The following is a 21,737-nucleotide window of genomic DNA, read 5'->3' as shown; positions in this document are numbered from 1 at the left end:
CGGCCGCGCCCACGCAGAACCCGTTACGTTTCGTAACCCGAGCAACTGATTCGACGTCCACAACATGAAAAAACTGCTTAGCACGCTCCTTCTGTCCCTCGGCCTGGCCGCAGCCGGCTTCGCCCAGGCTTCGCCCGCGGCACCGGTGGCCGGCAAGGACTTCGAGGTGATGAAGTCGCCGCAACCGGTGTCCGCGCCGGCCGGCAAGGTCGAAGTCATCGAGTTCTTCTGGTACGGCTGCCCGCACTGCTACGAATTCGAGCCGACGGTCGAGGCCTGGGTGAAGAAGCAGGGCAACAACATCGACTTCAAGCGCGTGCCGGTCGCCTTCCGCGACGATTTCGTCCCGCACTCGAAGCTGTTCTACGCGGTGTCGGCGCTCGGCATTTCGGAGAAGGTCACGCCAGCGATCTTCAACGCGATCCACAAGCAGAAGAACTACCTGCTGACGCCGCAGGCGCAGGCCGACTTCCTGGCGACGCAGGGCGTCGACAAGAAGCAGTTCATGGACGCGTACAACTCGTTCAGCGTGCAGGGCCAGGTGAAGCAGTCGGCCGAGCTGCTGAAGAACTACGCAATCGACGGCGTGCCGACGGTCGTGGTCCAGGGCAAGTACAAGACGGGCCCGGCTTACACGAACAGCATCCCGGGTACCGCGCAGGTGCTCGACTACCTCGTGAAGCAGGTTCAGGACAAGAAGCTCTGATCCCCGCACGCGCGCCGGCATGACTACTCCGCTGAAGGTCTTCATCACCGGCGCGTCGAGCGGCCTCGGCCTCGCGATGGCCGAGGAATACGCCCGCCAGGGCGCCACGCTCGCCCTCGTCGCGCGCCGCACCGATGCCCTCGATGCGTTCGCGCGACGCTTTCCCAAGCTGTCCGTCTCCATCTATTCCGCCGACGTGCGCGACGCCGATGCGCTCGCGACGGCCGCCGCGTCGTTCATCGCCGCGCACGGCTGCCCCGACGTCGTGATCGCGAACGCGGGCATCAGCCAGGGTGCCGTCACGGGCCAGGGCGATCTCGCCACGTTCCGCAACGTGATGGACATCAACTACTACGGAATGGTCGCGACCTTCGAGCCGTTCGTCGGCCCGATGACGGCCGCGCGCCACGGCACGCTGGTCGGCGTCGCGAGCGTCGCCGGCGTGCGCGGCCTGCCCGGTTCCGGCGCGTACAGCGCGTCGAAATCGGCCGCGATCAAGTATCTCGAAGCGCTGCGCGTCGAGCTGCGCCCGGCCGGTGTCGGCGTCGTGACGATCGCGCCCGGCTACATCCGCACGCCGATGACCGCGCACAACCCGTACCGGATGCCGTTCCTGATGGACGCCGATCGCTTCGCGGCCCGCGCCGCGCGCGCGATCGCGCGGCAGCACGCGTTCCGCGTGATTCCGTGGCAGATGGGCGTCGTCGCGAAGGTGCTGCACGTGCTGCCGCGCTGGCTCTACGACCGCCTGTTCGAGAAGGCACCGCGCAAGCCGAAGGCCGGCGCGCATTGAGTGCGGCGGGTGAGCGGCGCGTCTTTCGCGCCGTTTGCGCCGGGCCGATTTGGCATCGGCGTTACGGTCCGGTGCCAACGCCGCGCGCCGCTTCCTCCTGCCGGCCGTAGCCGCGACGCCGCTGCTTCCTCTGCTTCCTCTGCTTCCTCTGCTTCCTCTGCTTCCTCTGCTTCCTCTGCTTCCTCTGCTTCCTCTGCTTCCTCCGCTTCCTCCGCTCCGGCGAATTCGCGTTGATTTGCGCCCTTGCCGCCATCGTCTCGACCGCCCGCCGTTCGCCGCCACACCTGCGTCACCTCCCCGCCGCTGCGCCGCCCCAGCACGCATTCCGTCGCGAACGCAGCCGTTTCTCGCTCAATTCGCTGCGTTCAGGCGCCTTTTTTCACGCACCGCGCGCTTTGACGGTATGCTATCCGCCAGCCGCGCCGGCCCCGCCTGTTACCGGGCCACGCCCGCATTCCGACACCCAGCAAAAATCACAAGCAACGTGGGAGAACCTATGCACGTCAAGCTGTTCGCCGTGGCCGCCGTCGCCGCCGCCCTCGCCGCCCCCAGCCTCGCCGCCGCCAAGCCGCTCACCGTCTGCACGGAATCGAGCCCGGACGGCTTCGACGTCGTGCAGTACAACTCGCTCGTCACGACCAACGCATCGGCCGACGTGATCTTCAATACGCTCGTGTCGTACGACGAAGCCGCGAAGAAGGTCGTGCCCGCGCTCGCCGACAAATGGGAAGCGAGCGCCGACGGCCTCACGTACACGTTCCACCTGCGCCCGAACGTCGCGTTCCAGACCACCGACTACTTCAAGCCGGGCCGCCCGCTGAACGCGGACGACGTCGTGTTCACGTTCTCGCGGATGCTCGACGATGCGAACCCGTGGCACAAGGTGGCCGGCGCGAGCGGCTTCCCGCACGCGCAGTCGATGGGCCTCGTGAAACTCGTGAAGTCGGTCACGAAGGTCGACGACAACACGGTGAAGTTCGTGCTGAACGAGCCGAACGCGACGTTCGTGCCGATCCTGACGATGGGTTTCGCGTCGATCTACTCGGCCGAATACGCGGACCAGCTGCTGAAGGCCGGCAAGCAGGCCGACCTGAACGCGAAGCCGATCGGCACCGGCCCGTTCGTGCTGAAGAGCTACACGAAGGACGCGCTGATCCGCTACGACGTGAACCCGGCCTACTGGGGCGCGAAGCCGAAGGTCGACCGGCTGATCTACGCGATCACGCCCGACGCGTCGGTGCGCATGCAGAAGGTGAAGGCCGGCGAATGCCAGATCGCGCTGTCGCCGAAGCCGCAGGACGTGCTCGCCGCGAAGGGCGAAGGCGCGCTGAAGGTCGTGCAGACGCCCGCGTTCATGACCGCGTTCGTCGCGCTGAACACGCAGAAGAAGCCGCTCGACAACGACAAGGTGCGCGAGGCGCTGAACCTCGCGTTCGATCGCGCGACCTACCTGAAGGTGGTGTTCGACAACACCGCGACTGCCGCCAACAACCCGTATCCGCCGAACACGTGGAGCTACGCGAAGGACGTCGCGCCGTACGCGTACGATCCCGCGAAGGCGAAGCAGCTGCTCGCGTCGGCCGGTTTCCCGAACGGCTTCTCGACGACGATCTGGACGCGCCCGACCGGCAGCGTGCTGAACCCGAACCCGAAGGCCGGCGCGGAACTGCTGCAGGCCGACCTCGCGAAGATCGGCGTGAAGGCCGAGGTGAAGGTGATCGAGTGGGGCGAGCTGATCAAGCAGGCGAAGCTCGGCCAGCATGACATGCTGTTCATGGGCTGGGCCGGCGACAACGGCGATCCGGACAACTATCTGTCGCCGCTGTTCAGCTGCAACGCGGTGAAGTCGGGCATCAACTTCGCGCGCTTCTGCGACGCGCAGCTCGACAAGCTGATCGCCGACGGCAAGTCGACCGCCGACCAGGGCAAGCGCGCGAAGCTGTACGAAGCGGCGCAGAAGATCATCCACGACGAGGCGCTGTGGATTCCGCTCGGCTACCCGACGGCGGCCGCGCTCACGCGTTCGAACGTGAGCGGCTATCACGTCAGCCCGTTCGGCCGGCAGAACTTCACGGCGGTCGCCGTGCAGTAACCGTGCGTGGCGCGCAAGCGACGGCAAACTTACGCGTCGCTTGCGGCCCGCGCGCCGCGCTTGCTACACTGCGCACTCATTCCTCATACCGGACGCCAGCCAAAGTGAACAACTAAGCCTTCCCAAAAATGTTTTCGCCGCCGTGCCACGCACGCCGCGCGCGAAGGGTTTCACACATTTTCGGAGGTGCTTATGGCTGCTGCCACGCCGACCGGCGCGCTCGTCGCGCTTCATCACGTTTCCTTCCGCTTCGACGACGGCGTCACGCTGTTCGATTCGCTCGACCTGACCATCGATCGCACGCCGACGGGCATCGTCGGCCGCAACGGCGTCGGCAAGAGCCTGCTCGCGCAACTGATCGCCGGCCGGCGCACGCCGGGTGTGGGCGCGATCGAGCGGCACACGCCCGTCGCCTACGTCGCGCAGCAGCACGACGACGCGCCGGACGCCACGCGGACCGTCGCGGAAATCGCCGCGCTCGATGCGCCGCTCGCGGCCCTCGCGCGCCTCGCGGACGGCCGCGCGAGCGCACACGACTTCGACCTGATCGGCGATCGCTGGGACCTCGCCGAGCGGCTGCGCGCGGCGCTCGACGCAGCCGGCCTGCACGACGTGCGCGCCGACACGCCGGCGCACGCGCTGAGCGGCGGCCAGCTCGCGCGCGTCGCACTGATCGGCGCGTTGCTGTCGGAAGCCGGGCTGCTGGTGCTCGACGAACCGACCAATCATCTCGATGCGTCCGGCCGCGCGTGGCTGCGCACGGCGCTCGACGGCTGGCGCGGCGGCGTCGTGATCGTCAGCCATGACCGCGCGCTGCTCGCGCACGTGCAGCGCATCGTCGAGCTGACGCCGCACGGTGTGCGTACTTACGGCGGCAACTACGCGCTGTATCGCGCGCAACGCGACGCGGAACAGGATGCCGCGCAGGCCGCGCTCGAGCATGCGCGCACCGAACGCGGGCGCGCCAGGCGCCGGCTCGAACAGGAACACGACACGATCCAGCGCCACGCGGCCGGCTCGCTGCGCGATGCGAAGACGGCCAACCTGTCGTCGGGCGCGAAGCAGCGGCGCAAGGGCGCAGCGCGCAACATCATGGGGCAGGTGCGCCGCGACCAGAACGGGTTCAAGGCGACGCTCGACGAACGCGTGCAGGACGCAGCCGCGCGCGTCGAAGCCGACGCGCCGGTGCTCGTGTCGCTGCCGGGCACCGAGGTCAGCGCGCGCCGCCAGCTGTTCACGCTCGAGCGCGCGCAATTGCCGTGGCGTGCCGCCGGGCGTGCGGACGCGATCACGTGGTCGGCCAGCGGCCCCGTGCGCATCGCGCTAACGGGCCCGAACGGCTGCGGAAAATCGACGCTGCTGCGCATGCTCGCCGGCGAACTCGCGCCGCGCTCGGGCACCTGCGCGACGCACGTGAGCGCCGCGTATCTCGACCAGCGGCTCGCACTGCTCGATCCCGGGCGCTCGATCGTCGAACAGCTGGGCAGCCTCGCTACGCCGCTCGCCGAAGGCGACCTGCGCAGCCGGCTCGCGCTGCTGCAGCTCGATGCCGCGCGCGCGACGCAGCCGGTACAGCGCCTGAGCGGCGGCGAGCGGTTGAAGGCCGCGCTTGCGTGCGCATTGTGGCGCGGCACGCCCGCGCAGCTGCTGCTGCTCGACGAGCCGACCAATCACCTCGATCTCGAATCGGTGCGCGCGATCGAAGCCGCGCTGGCCGGCTTCCCCGGCGCGCTCGTGGTCGCGTCGCACGACGCCGCGTTTCTCGCGGCGCTCGCACCGACGCACACGATGCAATGGCAGCGCGACGGGTGGCGTTACGAACCCGTCGCGTAGCTGAAGATCATCGGGGGACGTCTGTCGGCGCGGCGCCGGAATCGACGAACAATCGCGTGAAGAGCCGCTCCGATTCCAGTAGGCCTTCATCGGTCAGCACGACGGATTTCGCCTTGTTGACCGGATCGCCGATCAGGCCGCGTTCATGCAATCGGTTCAGCACGTCCCAATCGAAGGATTTCCAAGCGCGATTGTGATCGTGCAGGGTCAAATAAAGGAGCGCAAGAACGGCGTCATCGACGGCGCCGAGATCGACACTCGTGGCGAGGTCCTCCAATCTGGCTGGATCACGAATCGAGCGCCGCAAGCAGCTTGATGAAGTTGCGTTTGGCCCGGTAATCCTTGCGAATCGCGCCGAGTTCCGCTTCGAATGCCGCCTGCTGGCGATGCGCAACCCGCAAAGCGCGAATATCGCGCACGATGCCGAACGCCTCGTCGTACCGCGCGCTGCCCGCGCCACGCTCGACCGCAACCGGTAAAAATCGATGATAGAGCGCGATCGCGTCGTCCGGATGCGTCGTCGCGCGCGCCGCCGCCATCGCCGGCCAGACCACGGTCGAGATTGGCCCGCCACAAAACGCGCCCCACGCCGCCTCGTTATCCTGCTCCGCGAGCAGCAGCTTCACCAGCTCGGTACGCGCCGACGGCTCCCAATGCCGTCGAGCCGTACGGGTCCCCGCCGGCGTTTCCTGCTTCCGCGCGAGAGACAACAGATGCGAGACCGCCCGCTCCCGCACGGCGTCGCGTCGCTTCGTTGCCTTCGCAACCTTCATCAGCGCACGGAATGCGTCCGCCGTTGGATGGTATGCGAAGCGTTGCCACGCGAGTTCGTCCGCCCGATCGAATGCGCGCCGCCGTACATATTCGTCGATGCAGAAACTCAGCAAGCGATCGTCGTGCCGATCCTTCGTTTCGCGCATCCCGCGCTCGGCCCACGCCAGCCCTTCGTCGAAACGGCCATGCTCCGCGCACAATTCCGCGATTTGCGCGAATCGGTACGGCGCCGACAGATCCTTCGACCAGATGCGAATCAGCGCATCGACGTCGCCGTCGTGCCGCGCCAGCGATTCCATCGCATGCTCGAGATTCAAGCGCACCGAATCGTACGAGCGCTGATCGTCCCGCCCCGCTGGCAGCGGAGGCAGCGCGGCCCATCGATGCCCGACCAGTTCCCGATAGTGGCGCAATCCCGCATCGCCCAGCGGTTCCGCATAGGCCGGCAGCACGCCGCGAAACGTATCCCACTGCCCGTCGATCTGCAGGCGAAACAGACGTTCGGCCAGCTTCAGCGGCTCCGGCCGCGTCTGGACGCACGCGTCGAGGTGCACACCGGTCAGTTCATCGATGCCGGGCATCACGCTGCCGTCCGAGTCGTCAATCTGTTCGAGGCTCGCTTCGGCGTCTGCAATCGCCAGTTCCGCCAGCTCGACTACCTGCGCGGCATGAGCGCCCGCCAACTGACGCCGCAGCATGTCCGCCACTTCGAACAGGGCCTCTCCGTACGTATGCGCCTCGTCCCAGCCGAGCGGCCGCGACAAGCGCGTCAATTGCCGGACGGCGGCTCGCAGGCTTGCCACGTCGCCGGCATTCGCGGCACGTGCGTCGAACAGGAGTCTGTCGCGCAATGACCGGTCGCGCTCGGCCGCGTCGAGCAGCCAGTTCCGCAATGCATCCTCGTCAAGCGTCGCCACATACTCTCGAATCAGCTCGGCATGGGTCTTGCGCTTGCGGCGCGAACGCGCAGGTTGTTCGGGCGTCTCGTCGTGAAAGACCTCCTCGCCGCTGTTTTCGAGCCATGACAAGGCGACCGCCACCGCGTGCTTGCAGAACGCCCCTTCGTCGCCTACCGGGCAATTACACGCGTAGCCCAGCCCGCCGTCGTCGCTCACCGAGAACTCGACGTGATAGCGATACGTACCGCGCACGGTCGCCGACAGTACACCGGCGCGCTCGGTCAGCCGCGAGACGACGCCGTCGTGGAAATAAGCCTTGCCGCGCGTGAAGGATTGCGGATCGGCCAGCGCCCGGATTTTCGCGAGCGTGATGACGTCGGCGAGAGAGACATTGCGTGGCATGGGTCGCGACGGGTAGACGGGTATCGAGTTGGATTACCGGGAATTCTATAAAAGCGCCGGATACGCTACCACCGGCGTGCAGGTTCAATTCCGCGCGAAGCGAATCACGCCGTCGTCGCCCTGCTCGCGCACGAGCTCGCCCGCGAGCCACAGCAGGTTCAGGTGCGCGAGCGCCTCGCCGAGCGCGAACGTCATCTGGTGGATGTCGAGTTCGCGACGCCGGAACATGATCGGCACGATGTCGGCGGCGCTCGCCGGCTTCTCCGCGCAGGCGACGCGCACTTCGTCGAGCCGCGCGTCGTGGTGCGCGCGCAGTTGCGCGATGCGGGTGCGCACGCCGCGGAACGGCTTGCCATGCGACGGCAGCACGAGCGTGTCGGGCGCCATCGTCTCGTAGCGGCCGAGCGATTCGAGGTACAGCGCGAGCGGGTTCGCTTCCGGTTCGAGATCGAACACGGACACGTTGGTCGAGATGCGCGGCAGCACCATGTCGCCGGAGATCAGCACGCCGTCCGCTTCGCTGTAGAGCGCGCAATGTTCAGGCGAATGGCCGTAGCCGGTGACGACGCGCCACGTGCGCGCGCCGATCGTCACCGGGTCGCCTTCGCGCAGGCGCCGGTAGCGCGGCGGCACGGCCGGCACGAGGTCCGAGTAATAGCTGCGACGGTTGCGCAGCTTGTCGAGCGCGGCCGGATCGGTCAGCCCGTGACGCGCGAAGTGATCGGCCGCGGCCGCGCCACCGGCGTTCGAGCCGTTGCCGGCCGCCATCAGGCAGCCGAACATGTATTCGCCGAGCGTCATCCACAGCCGCACGTTCCAGCGGCGCCGGTCGCCGCCTTCGCAGATCCAGTTCGCGAGGCCGAAGTGATCGGGATGGCAATGCGTGACGAGCACGCGCAGTACCGGCAGCCCGTCGAGATGCGTGTCGAAGATCTGTTCCCAGTGCGTACGGATCGCATCCGACGAGATCCCGCAGTCGACGATCGTCCAGCCGGCCTGTCCGTCGATCTCGTCGCGCAGCAGCCAGAGATTGATGTGATCGAGCGAAAACGGCAGCGGCATGCGCAGCCAGCGCACGCCGGGCGCGACCTCGAACGTGTCGCCCGCGGCGGGCAGCGTGTCGGCGAAGGGATAGTCGAGTTGGTGTTCCAGTGCGTTCATCGGTGGGGTGTCTCGTCGTTATCGGTGCGAATGCGGGTGCGAATGCAAGTGCAGGGGCGCGCGGCAGGCCGCGGCGGGCATCGCGTCGATTCTATCGCCGTCGCGCGAAACGCGTGCCGGCGCGCGCCGGACGGTCAAAAAAAGTTCGTGCCAGAATCGGCTCCGTACCCGTATCTTTACGCGAAGATGCACCAAACGGTATGCAACGGCGAGCAACCCGCCCATTGACGGCGCTTGGGCGCCGGACCCCGAAAGTCATTGAAACGCCGACTTGGGCGCTAAAATGGCGAGTGCTTACAGCCCCTCTCCAACGAGCCTGCACGCAATGAATCACTTCCCCAAACTGCTGTCGTCGCAGATCGGCTTCGACGTCGCACAGACGATGCTCGAATACTTCGACCGCCACTACCGGATCTTCCGGGAAGCCGCCGTCGAGGCGAAGACGCTATACGAGCGCGCCGACTGGCACGGCCTGCAGCGGCTCGCGCGCGAACGGATCACGTCGTACGACGATCGCGTGCAGGAGTGCGTCGAGGTGCTGGAGGACGAATACGACGCGGAGAACATCGACGACGAGGTGTGGCAGCAGATCAAGCTGCACTACATCGGCCTGCTCACGTCGCACCGCCAGCCCGAGTGCGCGGAAACGTTCTTCAATTCGGTGTGCTGCAAGATCCTGCACCGCTCGTATTTCAGCAACGATTTCATCTTCGTGCGGCCCGCGATCTCGACCGAATACCTCGAGAACGACGAGCCGGCCGCAAAGCCGACCTATCGCGCGTACTACCCGGGCACCGACGGGCTTGCGGCCACGCTCGAGCGCATCGTCACGAACTTCCAGCTCGAGCCGCCGTTCGAGGATCTCACGCGCGACATCGGCTGCGTGATGCAGGCGATCAGCGACGAATTCGGCCAGTTCGACGCCGCGCCGAATTTCCAGATCCACGTGCTGTCGTCGCTGTTCTTCCGCAACAAGAGCGCGTACATCGTCGGCCGCATCATCAACGCCGATCGCGTGATGCCGTTCGCGGTGCCGATCCGCCACGTGCGCCCGGGCCTGCTCGCGCTCGACACCGTGCTGCTGCGCCGCGACCTGCTGCAGATCATCTTCAGCTTCTCGCACTCGTATTTCCTCGTCGACATGGGCGTGCCGTCGGCGTACGTGGATTTTCTCTGCACGATCATGCCGGGCAAGCCGAAGGCCGAGATCTACACGTCGGTCGGCCTGCAGAAGCAGGGCAAGAACCTGTTCTACCGCGACCTGCTGCACCACCTGTCGCATTCGAGCGACCGCTTCATCATCGCGCCCGGGATCAAGGGCCTCGTGATGCTCGTGTTCACGCTGCCGTCGTTCCCGTACGTGTTCAAGATCATCAAGGATCAGTTCCCGCCGCCGAAGGAAACGACGCGCGCGCAGATCATGGAGAAGTACCAGCTCGTGAAGCGCCACGACCGTCTCGGGCGAATGGCCGATACGCTCGAGTATTCGAGCGTCGCGCTGCCGCTGTCGCGGCTCGACCATGCGCTCGTGCGCGAGCTGGAGAAGGAAGTGCCGTCGCTGCTCGAATACGAGGACGGCAACCTCGTGATCAAGCACCTGTACATCGAGCGCCGGATGACGCCGCTCAACCTGTACCTGCAGAACGGCTCCGACGCGGACGTCGAGCACGGCGTGAAGGAGTACGGCAACGCGGTGAAGGAGTTGATGAAGGCCAACATCTTCCCGGGCGACATGCTGTACAAGAACTTCGGCGTCACGCGCCACGGCCGCGTCGTGTTCTACGACTACGACGAGATCGAATACCTGACCGACTGCAACGTGCGGCGCGTGCCGCCGCCGCGCAACGAGGAAGACGAAATGTCCGGCGAACCGTGGTATACCGTCGGCCCGCACGACATCTTTCCGGAAACCTACGGACCGTTCCTGCTCGGCGACCCGCGCGTGCGGACGGTCTTCATGAAGCATCACGCGGACTTTTTCGAACCCGCGCTGTGGCAGGCCAGCAAGGACAAGCTGCTGCAGGGCGAGTTGCCCGATTTTTACCCGTACGACGTGTCGCTGCGCTTCAGCGTGCGCTACCCCGCGCGCTTCGACGCGACGCCGGACGCCGGTGACGCCGGCGACGTCCCAAGCGACGCGCAGCGCGCCGCCTGACGCACGGCCCGCATCCGCTCGAACCGAACCCGTTATCGACCTGATTTCCGCCAACGGAATCCACACCGATGAATATCCAAGACAATCCGCTTTCACACCTGTTCGACAACAACGACGCCTGGGTCAAGCGCCAGCTCGCCGACGATCCCGATTTCTTCGCGCGTCTCGCCGACCAGCAGGCGCCGGAATATCTGTGGATCGGCTGCTCGGATTCGCGCGTGCCCGCGAACCAGATCATCGGCCTGCCGCCGGGCGAAGTGTTCGTGCACCGTAACATCGCGAACGTCGTCGTGCACAGCGACCTGAACTGCCTGTCGGTGATCCAGTTCGCGGTCGACATCCTGCGCGTGAAGCACATCATGGTCGTCGGCCACTACGGCTGCTCGGGCGTGAACGCGGCGCTGCACAACCGCCGCGTCGGCCTCGCGGACAACTGGCTGCATCACGTGCAGGACGTGCGCGAACGCCACGCCGCGCTGCTCGACGAATGGCCGGTCGGCGAAGCGCGCTATCGCCGCCTGATCGAGCTGAACTCGATCGAGCAGGTCGTCAACGTGTGCCGCACGACGATCGTCAACGACGCGTGGGCGCGCGGCCAGTCGCTCACCGTGCACGGGCTCGTGTACGGCGTGCACGACGGGCGGATGCGCAATCTCGGGATGGCCGTGTCGAACTTCGGCGCGCTCGATGCAACCTACAAGCGCTGCGTCGCGGCGCTGACCGCGCGCGGCCAGCACGCGCCCGACAACGACATGGTCGCGGCGGACGCCGCGCGGCTCGACGACGTCGCGCAGGCGGTCGCCGACACGCTGAAGCCGTGCGACGACGCGAAGTAACCGACTCGAAGTCACCGACGCGCACGGCCACGCGGGCGCGGCACGCAAGCGCCCCGCCGCGCGTCATCCGCTGAAGGCGCATCATGATGGCGGGGCCGCGCCCCCTGCATCCCGTCGCCCGACGGGTGCGCCGTGCGCACACGCCAGCCGGCGCAACGGCGGTCATGCGGCCGCGACGGCCGTCGAACTGATCTGACACCGACACTGCCGCGACGGCGGTGCAATGCAAAGGAGCGGCGAACATGAAAACCGTACTGATCGTCGGCGCATCGCGCGGCCTCGGACGCGAATTCGTCCGGCAATACCGGCGCGACGGCTGGAACGTGATCGCGACCGCGCGCGACGACGCATCGCTCGCCGCGCTGCGCGAACGCGGCGCGCACGCGCATGCGCTCGACATCGCGCAGCCCGAACAGATCGCGGCGCTCGGCTGGAAGCTCGACGGCGAAAGGCTCGACGCGGCGGTGCTCGTGTCGGGCGTGTACGGGCCGCGCACCGAAGGGGTCGAAACGATCGGCGCCGAGGATTTCGACGCGGTGATGCATACGAACGTGCGCGGGCCGATGCAACTGCTGCCGATCCTGCTGCCGCTCGTCGAGGACGCACGCGGCGTGCTGGCGGTGGTCTCGAGCCGGATGGGCAGCATCGCCGAGGCGACCGGCACGACCGGCTGGCTGTACCGCGCGAGCAAGGCCGCGCTGAACGACGTGCTGCGCATCGCATCGCTGCAGACGCGCCACGCCGCCTGCATCTCACTCCATCCCGGCTGGGTGCGCACCGACATGGGCGGCGCGCAGGCCGCGATCGATCCGGAGACCAGCGTGACCGGCATGCGCCGCGTGATCGCGGAAGCCGGCGCGGACGTGTCGCAGGCCAACGGCCGTTTCTTCCAGTACGACGGCGTCGAGCTCAGCTGGTGAGCCGGCATGACAACCCGGCGTCGTTAATTCACGAATCGCATGATTTTGAACCGACCTGACGCGTGCCCGTGCGGCGGCGCGTCCCCTGTCCCTGCCGGCAAAGCCCCGGCGCCACGCTATGCGGCCTGCTGCGGCCGCTTCATCGACAGCGGCGAAGCCGCGCCGACCGCGCTCGAATTGATGCGCTCGCGGTACAGCGCGTATGTGCTCGGCGCGACCGACTACCTGCGCGCGACCTGGGACGCGCGCACCTGCCCGGCCGATCTCGATGCGGACCCGAATTCGCCCGACGCGCCGCGCTGGCTCGGCCTCGCCGTCAAACGCCATGCCAAGCTCGACGAACAGCACGCGGAGGTCGAATTCGTGGCCCGCTACAAGGTCGGCGGGCGGGCGTACCGGCTCCACGAGACGAGTCGTTTCACCCGCGACGAGCACGGTTTCTGGCGCTATGTCGACGGCGAAGTAAGTGAACGCTGACAAATAGTTGCCATGTCAGACGCCGGGTAATTCCCGCATTGCACAACCTGAATTTGTCGGGCTACGATGGCCGTCAGATTGGTCATGTTGCATGGCAGGGCTTACGAATGGCGTTCAGCAAGGTATTGGTGGGATGGATGGCGGCCTGTGCGCTGTCGGCCGCTCAGGCCGGTACGGCGCCGAACGCGCATGCCGGCGCGGCCACGGCCAGCGGCTCGCTCGCCCATGCCGAGCGCTTCGATTACGGTGATTCGGGCCTCCCGCAGGTCGCCGCGAACCTCAACGAACAAATCGTCAGCATTCCGGCCGATGCGTCGGGCGCCGTGATGCTCGAGGCCACGCTGTTCAAGCCGAACGGCCCCGGCCCGTTCCCGCTCGTCGTCTTCAACCACGGCAAGAACACCGGCGATCTTCACCAGCAGCCGCGCAGCCGGCCGCTCGCGTTCGCGCGTGAATTCGTGCGCCGCGGCTATGCGGTCATCGCGCCGAACCGCCAGGGCTTCGCCGGGTCGGGCGGCGCGTACCAGCAGGAAGGCTGCAACGTCGGCAAGAACGGCCTCGTGCAGGCCGCCGACGTCGACGCGACGGTCCGCTACATGTCGCGCCAGTCGTATATCGATGCGTCGCGCATCGTCGTCGCGGGCACGTCGCACGGCGGCCTCGTGTCGGTCGCATACGGCACCGAGGCGGCGCCCGGCGTGCGCGGCATCATCAACTTCTCCGGCGGGCTGCGCCAGGACCTCTGCGACGGCTGGCAGCACAATCTCGTCGACGCGTTCGACCAGTACGGCGCGCATACGGCCGTCCGGTCGCTGTGGCTGTACGGCGACAACGATTCGGTGTGGACGCCCGCGCTCGTCGCGCAGATGCACGACGCCTACGTGTCGCACGGCACGCAGGCGCAGTTCATCGATTTCGGCCGCTACAAGGACGACGCGCACCGGCTGATCGTCGATCGCGACGGCGTGCCCGTGTGGTGGCCGGCCGTGCATGCGTTCCTCGCGGAACTGAACCTGCCGACCTCGGTGCGCTACGCGGTCGCGAATCCGCACGAGCCGAATGCGACCGGCTATGCGTCGATCGATGCGGTCGAGGCGGTGCCGTTCCTCGACGCAGCCGGCCGCGAAGGCTATCGCCGTTTCCTGAGCCAGCATCCGAGCCGCGCATTCGCGGTGTCGGCTGAAGGCGCATGGTCGTGGGCCGAAGGCGGCGACGATCCGATGGCGCTCGCGCTCGACAACTGCTCGAAGCAGGGCGCGGGCGCATGCAAGCTGTATGCGGTCAACGACCGCGTCGTGTGGAACGCGAACGCGACGCAGACGGCCGACAACGGCGACGCCGACGCGCGCGCACTGGCTTCGCGCTGACGCGCGCGGGTCGCGACGCGCGTCAGGATCGCGTTCTCCCCGCGTCTCTTTCCCCTCTTCCGTTTCGTGAGCGTGCGCGGTCCGCGACGGGGTTCGCACACCCATTCTCGCGCGCTTGTGAGTCAGCGGGCGAGCACCCCGCCCGTAACATCCTCTGATGTCCTTGGCCGGCCTTTTCCGGCCTTTTCCCGCCTTTTCCGAACGCCAGCGGCACCTGATTCCACGCACCGGTCGCCGGTCGCCGCGCGCATTGCGTCACACTTCGCGCCCCTTTTTTCCTTCCCGCCCCGATTTTTCACCCCTCCCGCGCCCGCCTGCCCGACGATTTTTTTCTGTCGGGGGGTGTCACTCGAACGTCGTCATCTGCGGTCATTTCGGGGTATCTGGCGCGTACCGTCCCGAGCACCCCTGATCTGCGTCGAACTCCCGCCCGGCAAGGCTCTGCGGTGTTTGTAACCGGTAGTGCAACGCGCGGCGGAACACGCTAATCTCAGCGCGTTTTCCGTCTGTCGCCGCGCGGTATTCCGTTCGATACCCGCCGCCGTTTTACTCCCCGGAGTCGCCTTGAGTACGCCAGCCACCGATGACTGGGTCGCGCGCAGCCTGCGCGCGGTCTGGCATCCCTGCACCCAGATGAAGCACCACGAGCGCCTGCCGCTCATTCCCGTCGCGCGCGGCGCGGGCCTGTGGCTGTACGACCGCGACGGCCGCCGTTACTTCGACGCGATCAGCTCGTGGTGGGTGAACCTGTTCGGCCACGCGAACCCGGACATCAACGCAGCGCTGAAGGACCAGCTCGACACGCTCGAGCACGCGATGCTCGCCGGCTGCACGCACGAGCCGGCGATCGAGCTCGCCGAGCGGCTGCACGCGCTCACCGATCGCACGCTCGGCCATGCGTTCTTCGCGTCGGACGGTGCGTCGGCGGTCGAGATCGCGCTGAAGATGAGCTTCCACGCGTGGCGCAACCGCGGCCGCGCGGACAAGCGCGAATTCGTGTGCGTCGCGAACAGCTATCACGGCGAGACCATCGGCGCGCTCGGCGTGACCGACGTCGCGCTGTTCAAGGACGCGTACGACCCGCTGATCCGCCATGCGCACGTGGTCGCGTCGCCCGACGCGCGCGGCGCGCTGCCGGGCGAGACGGCCGCCGACGTCGCGGGCCGCGCGCTCGACGACGTGCGGCGCCTGTTCGCCGAACGCGCCGACCGGATCGCCGCGCTGATCGTCGAGCCGCTCGTGCAATGCGCGGCCGGCATGGCGATGCACGATCCGTCGTACGTGCGCGGGCTGCGCGCGCTGTGCGACGAATTCGGCGTGCACCTGATCGCCGACGAGATCGCGGTCGGCTGCGGCCGAACCGGCACTTTCTTCGCGTGCGAGCAGGCCGGCGTCTGGCCCGATTTCCTGTGCCTGTCGAAGGGCATCAGCGGCGGCTACCTGCCGCTGTCGCTCGTGCTCACGCGCGACGACGTGTTCGCGGCGTTCTACGACGACGACACGACGCGCGGCTTCCTGCATTCGCATTCGTACACCGGCAACCCGCTCGCGTGCCGCGCAGCCGTCGCGACGCTCGACCTGTTCGCGCGCGACGACGTGCTCGCCGCCAACGTGCGCAAGTCGGCCGCGATGCGCGCCGCGCTCGCGCCGCTCGGCGCGCACCCGCAAGTGCGTCACCTGCGCGAGCGCGGCACGCTGTTCGCGTTCGACGTCGCGCTCGATGGCGAGGCGGCACGCGGCTTCTCGCGACGCTTCTTCGAACGCGCGCTCGAGCGCGAACTGCTGCTGCGCCCGATCGGCACGACCGTGTACCTGATGCCGCCGTACGTGATGAGCGACGACGACATCGCGTGGCTCGCGCAACGCACGCGCGACACGCTCGACGCGACGCTTGCGGAGGCCGCGTGATGAAACAGCCGTCACCGAAAACGACCACGCCGCTGCTCGACACGCTGCAGCGCGGCCTCGCCGAACTCGATGCGCAGGGCCTGCGCCGCGTGCGCCGCACCGCCGACACCGCGTGCGACGCGCACATGCGCGTCGACGGCCGCGACATCGTCGGCTTCGCGAGCAACGACTATCTCGGCCTCGCCGCGCATCCGGCGCTCGTCGTCGCGTTCGCGGAAGGCGCGCAGCGCTACGGCTCCGGCAGCGGCGGCTCGCATCTGCTCGGCGGCCATTCGCGCGCGCACGCGACGCTCGAGGACGAGCTTGCCGGCTTCGCGGGCGGCTTCTCCGATGCGCCGCGCGCGCTGTACTTCAGCACCGGCTACATGGCGAACCTCGCCGCGATGACGGCGTTCACCGGTAAGCAGGCGACGATCTTCTCCGACGCGCTGAACCACGCGTCGCTGATCGACGGAATCCGGCTGTCGCGCGCGACCGTGCAGGTCTATCCGCATGCGGACATGGCGGCGCTCGCCGCGCTGCTCGATGCGTCGGAGGCCGAAACGAAACTGATCGTCAGCGACACCGTGTTCAGCATGGACGGCGGCCTCGCGCCGCTCGCCGAACTCGTCGCGCTGGCCGAACGCCACGGCGCGTGGCTCGTCGTCGACGACGCGCACGGCTTCGGCGTGCTCGGCCCGCAGGGCCGCGGCGCGCTCGCGGCCGCCGCGCTGCGCTCGCCGAACCTCGTGTACGTCGGCACGCTCGGCAAGGCCGCCGGCGTCGCGGGCGCGTTCGTCATCGCGCACGAGACCGTGATCGAATGGATGATCCAGCGCGCGCGCAGCTACATCTTCACGACGGCGGCACCGCCCGCGGTCGCGCATGCGGTATCGGCAAGCCTGAAGGTGATCGCCGGCGACGAGGGCGATGCGCGACGCGCGCACCTCGCCGCGCTGATCGAGCGCACGCGCGCGCTGCTGCGCATGACACGCTGGCAGCCGGTCGATTCGCACACGGCCGTGCAGCCGCTCGTGATCGGCAGCAACGACGCGACGCTCGCGGCGATGCGCTCGCTCGACGCGCACGGCCTGTGGGTGCCCGCGATCCGGCCGCCGACGGTGCCTGCCGGCACGTCGCGGCTGCGCATCTCGCTGTCGGCCGCACATTCGTTCGACGATCTCGCGCGGCTGGAAACCGCACTCCTCGAAGCCAGCGAGCAAGCCGCATGAACGCACCGCTTTCCGTTTTCGTCACCGGCACCGACACCGAGATCGGCAAGACCTTCGTGTCGGCCGCGATGCTGCACGGCTTCGCACGTCACGGCCTGCGTGCGGCCGCGCTGAAGCCCGTCGCCGCCGGTGCGTATGAACGCGACGGCGTCTGGCGCAACGAGGACGCCGACCAGCTCGACGCGGCCGCGAACGTCGTGCTGCCGCCCGAGCTGCGCACGCCGTTCCTGCTGAAGGCGCCGGCCGCGCCGCATATCGTCGCCGCACAGGAGGGCGTGACGATCGACCTCGACACGATCGTCGCGAGCCACCGCGAGGCGCTCACGCGCGCGGACGTCGTCGTCGTCGAAGGCGTCGGCGGCTTTCGCGTGCCGCTGAACGACACGCAGGACACGGCCGATCTCGCGGTCGCGCTCGGCCTGCCGGTCGTGCTCGTCGTCGGCGTGCGGCTCGGCTGCATCAGCCACGCGCTGCTGACGGCCGACGCGATCCGCCAGCGCGGCCTCACGCTCGCCGGCTGGGTCGCGAACCACGTCGACCCGGCCATGCCGTACGCCGACGAGAACGTCGCGACGATCCGCGACTGGCTCGCGCGCGAACATCGCGCGCCGCTCCTCGGCCGCATCGCGCACCTGCGCCCGGCCGCCCCCGAATCCGCCGCGGCGATGCTCGACATCGCCGCGCTCGTCGACACGCTGCGCCGCGCGCAGCATTGACGCCCCGATCCCCGCATTCACGACAGGAAAACCACCATGACCCAAGCCCAGACCGCCGCCGTGCAACCCGACGCGATCCCCGTGGCCGCTCCGGCGCCGCAGCGCTGGCGCGTCGCCGACGTCGTCGCGCTGTTCGAGCTGCCGTTCAACGACCTGATGTTCCGCGCGCAGCAGGTGCATCGCGAGCACTTCGACGCGAACGCGGTGCAGCTGTCGACGCTGCTGTCGATCAAGACGGGTGGTTGCGAGGAGGATTGCGGCTACTGCTCGCAGTCGTCGCACCACGAGACGGGCCTGAAGGCCGAGAAGCTGATGGACGTCGACACGGTGCTCGACGCCGCGCGCGCGGCCAAGGCGAACGGCGCGAGCCGCTTCTGCATGGGCGCAGCATGGCGCAACCCGAAGGAGCGCCACATGCCGGCGCTGACCGAGATGGTGCGCGGCGTGAAGGAACTGGGCCTCGAGACCTGCATGACGCTCGGCATGCTGGAGGACGAGCAGGCCAAGGAACTCGCCGACGCCGGCCTCGACTACTACAACCACAACCTCGACACGTCGCCGGAGTTCTACGGCCAGGTGATCTCGACGCGCACGTACCAGGATCGTCTCGACACGCTCGACCGCGTGCGCGACGCGGGCATCAACGTGTGCTGCGGCGGCATCATCGGGATGGGCGAATCGCGCCGTGAACGCGCGGGCCTGATCTCGCAGCTCGCGAACCTGAACCCGTATCCGGAGTCGGTGCCGATCAATAACCTCGTCGCGATCGAGGGCACGCCGCTCGAAGGCACCGCACCGCTCGACCCGTTCGAGTTCGTGCGCACGATCGCGGTCGCGCGCATCACGATGCCGAAGGCCGTCGTGCGGCTGTCGGCCGGCCGCGAGCAGCTCGACGACGCGATGCAGGCGATGTGCTTCCTCGCGGGCGCGAACTCGATGTTCTACGGCGACCAGCTGCTGACCACGAGCAATCCGCAGACGCAGCGCGACCGCGCGCTGTTCGAGCGCCTCGGCATCCGCGCGAGCCAGGCCGACGCGCTGGCGGAGAACGCGTAAGCGGCCGCCTCGCGTCGTTCAGCGCGCGTTGCAGACGAAAAAACCGGGGCATGCCCCGGTTTTTTTTCGTCCGATCGTCTGCGCCGGGCCGGCCTGCGCGTGGCACATCGCGGTCTTGCCCGCGCGCCGGATCGAAGCGTCGAGCCCGCCCGTTAGCGTGCGCGTCGGCGCGGCTTCAGCAGGCGCGTCACACGTGCGCCGCCGCGCCGTCGAGCGCCGCGCGTACGCGCTCGACCTGCTGCGCGTCGACGGGCGCCAGCACCTCGCCGCGCGGCCGCACGCCCGAGCCGAAGTGCACCGCGCGCACGCCGGTGGCGCGGACGAAATCGCCGACCGCGTCGATCGTGAGGCCCGAGCCGGCCAGCACCGTGCAGGTCGAGCCTGCCGCCTGCCGCACCAGCCGCGTGATCGTCGCGACCGCGTCGAGCACCGACGGATGGCCGCCCGAGGTCAGCACCGACGTGACGGCCGGCACGCGCAGCAGCGCGTCGAACGCGGCATTGAGGTCGCGCGACACGTCGAACGCGCGATGGAACGTCAGGTCGCGCCCGTCCGCGGCCGCCGCGATGCGCTCGAGCGCAGCGAGATCGACGTCGCCGCGCGCATCGAGCGCGCCGAACACGACACCGTTCGCACCGGCCGCGACGGCCGCACGCACGTCGCGCTCGATCACGCGCAGGTCGTCGGCGTCGTAGACGAACGCGCGGCTGTGCGGCCGCACGATCACGTTCACCGGGATCGCCACGGCGGCCACGACGGCCTCGATCAGGCCGACGCTCGGCGTGAGCCCGCCTTCGCTGATCGCGGTCACGAGTTCGAGCCGGTCGGCGCCCGCGCGGGCAGCGGCCTTCGCGTCGCCGACGGTGGTGGCGATCACTTCGAGGAGAACGGCGGAAGCGGCGGTTCGGTTCATCGGCGGCTCGCGAATCGTCAGGACAATTCGCGCATCCTAGCCGAGCGGCGTGAACGGCGCCAGCGCGACGCCGCCGTCGCTATGCGCCGCCCGCTTCCTCGTCGATCCAGTCGATATCGCCGCACAGCACGTGCTGCGCATCGCCGATGCGCACCGCCACCGACAGCGTCACGCACGGCTGCGCCTCGTTGATCGACAGGTACGGGCGCGTCACCTGCACGCGTCCGGGCTCGGCGATCGCCGTGCGGAAATACGGCCGGCGCAGCCAGTTCGCACCCTGCGCATCCGACAGCGGCGAGAAGCGCGCCTCGGCGAGCGCGCGGTCCGCGCGCAGCACGACGTTGCGGCCGGCCTGCCGGCCGCGCGCGTCGAGCAGGAAGCAGCGCGCGGCATCGTCGAGCGCGAGGAAGTTCCAGCACACCTCGTCGAGCGGCTCGCCGGCCGCCACCCGCTCGGCCGCGCGCTCGAACGCGCGCAGGTACGGCGCGAGCCGCTGCGCGTCGCGCCGCTCGCGCGCTTCGGTCTGCTGGCGAAAGCGCTCGGTCAGCTCGCCGATGCAACCGGTCGCGGTCACGCTGTCGGGCAGCCCGGGGGCCGGGCGGCCGAAGAAATAGCCCTGCACGAAATCGGCCTCGCACGACAGCGCGATCTGCGCGTCGTGCTCGGTCTCGATCCCCTCGACGAGCACGAGCTTGCCGGCCTCGTGCAGCAGCGTGACGAGCCCGTGCAGGATCGCGGTGAGCCCCGTGCGGTGCGCCGCGTGGGACAGCATGATCCGGTCGAGCTTCACGATGTCCGGGTTCAGCTGCCAGATCCGCTCGAGGTTCGAGTGACCGGCGCCGAAATCGTCAAGCGCAATCAGGAAACCCTGCGCGCGGAATTCGCGCACGGCCTCGGCGAGCCGCTCGACGTCTTCCGCGCGCTGTTCGAGCACTTCGAGCACGACGCGGCGCGGCGGCATGCCGATCCGCTTCAGGTTCGCGAGCAACGCGGCGGCCTGGAACGGGTCGGTCAGCACGCCCGGATGCACGTTGAGGAACAGCCACTCGCGCTCGGCGCCGAGCAGCGCGAAGTTCTCGAGATGCAGCGCCTGCGCGAGCCGGTCGAGCTGCAGCAGTTCGCCCTGGCGCGCGGCCTCGCCGAACACGTCGAGCGGCGACACCGCGCGGTCGAGCGCGTCATGCGCGCGCAGCAGCGCCTCGTAGCCCACCGCGCGCTGGTGCGACAGGCTGAAGATCGGCTGGAACACGGTCGTGAGCGACAGGTCGCGATGCTGCGTCGCCAGGCGCTCGAGGCCGGAGCTCATCTCCCGCTCGAAACGATACGGCGATGCGGTGGCCGGACGCTCCTGTTGCGCGATCGTCATGGCGCCCTCCTGGTGATGCAGCCGAACGCGGCGGTTGGTTGAGACGGCGCGCGCAATGTCATGGTGGAATCCTCGGTTGTCCGGCCGGTGCCGGACGGTACGCAAGCATCAAGCAAGGTCCGTGCAAGGGCCGAACACGCGCGCCGCGCCTG

The 21,737-nt window shown here is 68.4% G+C and carries 18 protein-coding genes; 13 read left to right on the top strand and 5 right to left on the bottom strand.

Going from position 1 to position 21,737, the window contains the following annotated elements:
- Window positions 1-64 precede the first annotated feature (64 nt).
- From U4Y91_RS21460 to U4Y91_RS21445, 4 genes are all read left to right on the top strand, one after another.
- Window positions 65-706 carry a thiol:disulfide interchange protein DsbA/DsbL gene (locus U4Y91_RS21460; RefSeq protein WP_321806773.1) on the top strand — a complete coding sequence of 214 codons (642 nt, stop codon included), beginning with the start codon at window positions 65-67 and terminating at the stop codon, window positions 704-706.
- Window positions 707-725: 19 nt separating this feature from the next.
- The gene (locus U4Y91_RS21455) at window positions 726-1,499 is read left to right on the top strand and encodes an SDR family oxidoreductase (RefSeq protein ID WP_321806772.1); all 774 of its coding nucleotides are present in this window, start codon (window positions 726-728) and stop codon (window positions 1,497-1,499) included.
- A 496-nt stretch (window positions 1,500-1,995) separates the two neighbouring features.
- On the top strand, window positions 1,996-3,591 hold the full coding sequence (locus U4Y91_RS21450; protein WP_321806771.1) for an ABC transporter substrate-binding protein: 1,596 nt from the start codon (window positions 1,996-1,998) through the stop codon (window positions 3,589-3,591).
- Between the two features lie 192 nt (window positions 3,592-3,783).
- Entirely contained in the window at window positions 3,784-5,424 is a 1,641-nt protein-coding gene (locus tag U4Y91_RS21445; protein WP_321806770.1) for an ABC-F family ATP-binding cassette domain-containing protein, read from the top strand.
- Window positions 5,425-5,431: 7 nt separating this feature from the next.
- Here the strand turns inward: U4Y91_RS21445 and U4Y91_RS21440 are convergent, their stop codons facing one another.
- From U4Y91_RS21440 to U4Y91_RS21430, 3 genes are all read right to left on the bottom strand, one after another.
- Window positions 5,432-5,701, bottom strand: coding sequence for a DUF6429 family protein (locus U4Y91_RS21440; RefSeq protein ID WP_321806769.1), 270 nt, complete (start codon window positions 5,699-5,701; stop codon window positions 5,432-5,434).
- Window positions 5,702-5,711: 10 nt separating this feature from the next.
- Entirely contained in the window at window positions 5,712-7,499 is a 1,788-nt protein-coding gene (locus tag U4Y91_RS21435; protein ID WP_321806768.1) for an SWIM zinc finger family protein, read from the bottom strand.
- 84 nt (window positions 7,500-7,583) lie between these two features.
- Entirely contained in the window at window positions 7,584-8,660 is a 1,077-nt protein-coding gene (locus tag U4Y91_RS21430; protein WP_321806767.1) for an MBL fold metallo-hydrolase, read from the bottom strand.
- Between the two features lie 325 nt (window positions 8,661-8,985).
- Between U4Y91_RS21430 and aceK the strand changes: the two genes are divergently transcribed.
- From aceK to bioB, 9 genes are all read left to right on the top strand, one after another.
- Window positions 8,986-10,815, top strand: a complete 1,830-nt coding sequence (aceK, locus tag U4Y91_RS21425) for a bifunctional isocitrate dehydrogenase kinase/phosphatase (RefSeq protein ID WP_321806766.1) — start codon at window positions 8,986-8,988, stop codon at window positions 10,813-10,815.
- A gap of 68 nt (window positions 10,816-10,883) precedes the next feature.
- A complete protein-coding gene (can, locus tag U4Y91_RS21420) occupies window positions 10,884-11,651 on the top strand; it encodes a carbonate dehydratase (protein ID WP_321806765.1) in 768 nt (255 codons plus the stop codon).
- 242 nt (window positions 11,652-11,893) lie between these two features.
- Window positions 11,894-12,571 carry an SDR family oxidoreductase gene (locus U4Y91_RS21415; RefSeq protein ID WP_321806764.1) on the top strand — a complete coding sequence of 226 codons (678 nt, stop codon included), beginning with the start codon at window positions 11,894-11,896 and terminating at the stop codon, window positions 12,569-12,571.
- 39 nt (window positions 12,572-12,610) lie between these two features.
- Window positions 12,611-13,048, top strand: a complete 438-nt coding sequence (locus U4Y91_RS21410; RefSeq protein WP_321806763.1) for a YchJ family protein — start codon at window positions 12,611-12,613, stop codon at window positions 13,046-13,048.
- Between the two features lie 107 nt (window positions 13,049-13,155).
- Window positions 13,156-14,415, top strand: coding sequence for a dienelactone hydrolase family protein (locus U4Y91_RS21405; protein WP_321806762.1), 1,260 nt, complete (start codon window positions 13,156-13,158; stop codon window positions 14,413-14,415).
- Between the two features lie 564 nt (window positions 14,416-14,979).
- Window positions 14,980-16,323, top strand: coding sequence for an adenosylmethionine--8-amino-7-oxononanoate transaminase (gene bioA / locus U4Y91_RS21400; RefSeq protein ID WP_321806761.1), 1,344 nt, complete (start codon window positions 14,980-14,982; stop codon window positions 16,321-16,323).
- The gene (bioF, locus tag U4Y91_RS21395) at window positions 16,323-17,534 is read left to right on the top strand and encodes an 8-amino-7-oxononanoate synthase (protein ID WP_321806760.1); all 1,212 of its coding nucleotides are present in this window, start codon (window positions 16,323-16,325) and stop codon (window positions 17,532-17,534) included. The genes bioA and bioF overlap by 1 nt, the downstream gene beginning before the upstream one ends.
- Window positions 17,531-18,250, top strand: a complete 720-nt coding sequence (gene bioD / locus U4Y91_RS21390) for a dethiobiotin synthase (protein ID WP_321806759.1) — start codon at window positions 17,531-17,533, stop codon at window positions 18,248-18,250. The genes bioF and bioD overlap by 4 nt, the downstream gene beginning before the upstream one ends.
- Window positions 18,251-18,286: 36 nt before the next feature.
- Entirely contained in the window at window positions 18,287-19,306 is a 1,020-nt protein-coding gene (gene bioB / locus U4Y91_RS21385; RefSeq protein WP_321806758.1) for a biotin synthase BioB, read from the top strand.
- A gap of 187 nt (window positions 19,307-19,493) precedes the next feature.
- Here bioB and U4Y91_RS21380 read toward each other — a convergent pair whose 3' ends face one another.
- Window positions 19,494-20,219 carry a copper homeostasis protein CutC gene (locus U4Y91_RS21380; protein WP_321806757.1) on the bottom strand — a complete coding sequence of 242 codons (726 nt, stop codon included), beginning with the start codon at window positions 20,217-20,219 and terminating at the stop codon, window positions 19,494-19,496.
- A gap of 79 nt (window positions 20,220-20,298) precedes the next feature.
- Window positions 20,299-21,585 (bottom strand): EAL domain-containing protein, encoded by a 1,287-nt coding sequence (locus tag U4Y91_RS21375; protein ID WP_321806756.1) that lies wholly within the window; start codon window positions 21,583-21,585, stop codon window positions 20,299-20,301.
- Between the last annotated feature and the right edge of the window lie 152 nt (window positions 21,586-21,737).

The sequence above is a fragment of the Burkholderia sp. BCC1993 genome, assembly GCF_905339865.1.
Classification (GTDB): Bacteria; Pseudomonadota; Gammaproteobacteria; order Burkholderiales; family Burkholderiaceae; genus Burkholderia.
Note: the sequence above shows the minus strand (reverse complement) of the source record. Positions and strands in the feature narration are given on the sequence as shown.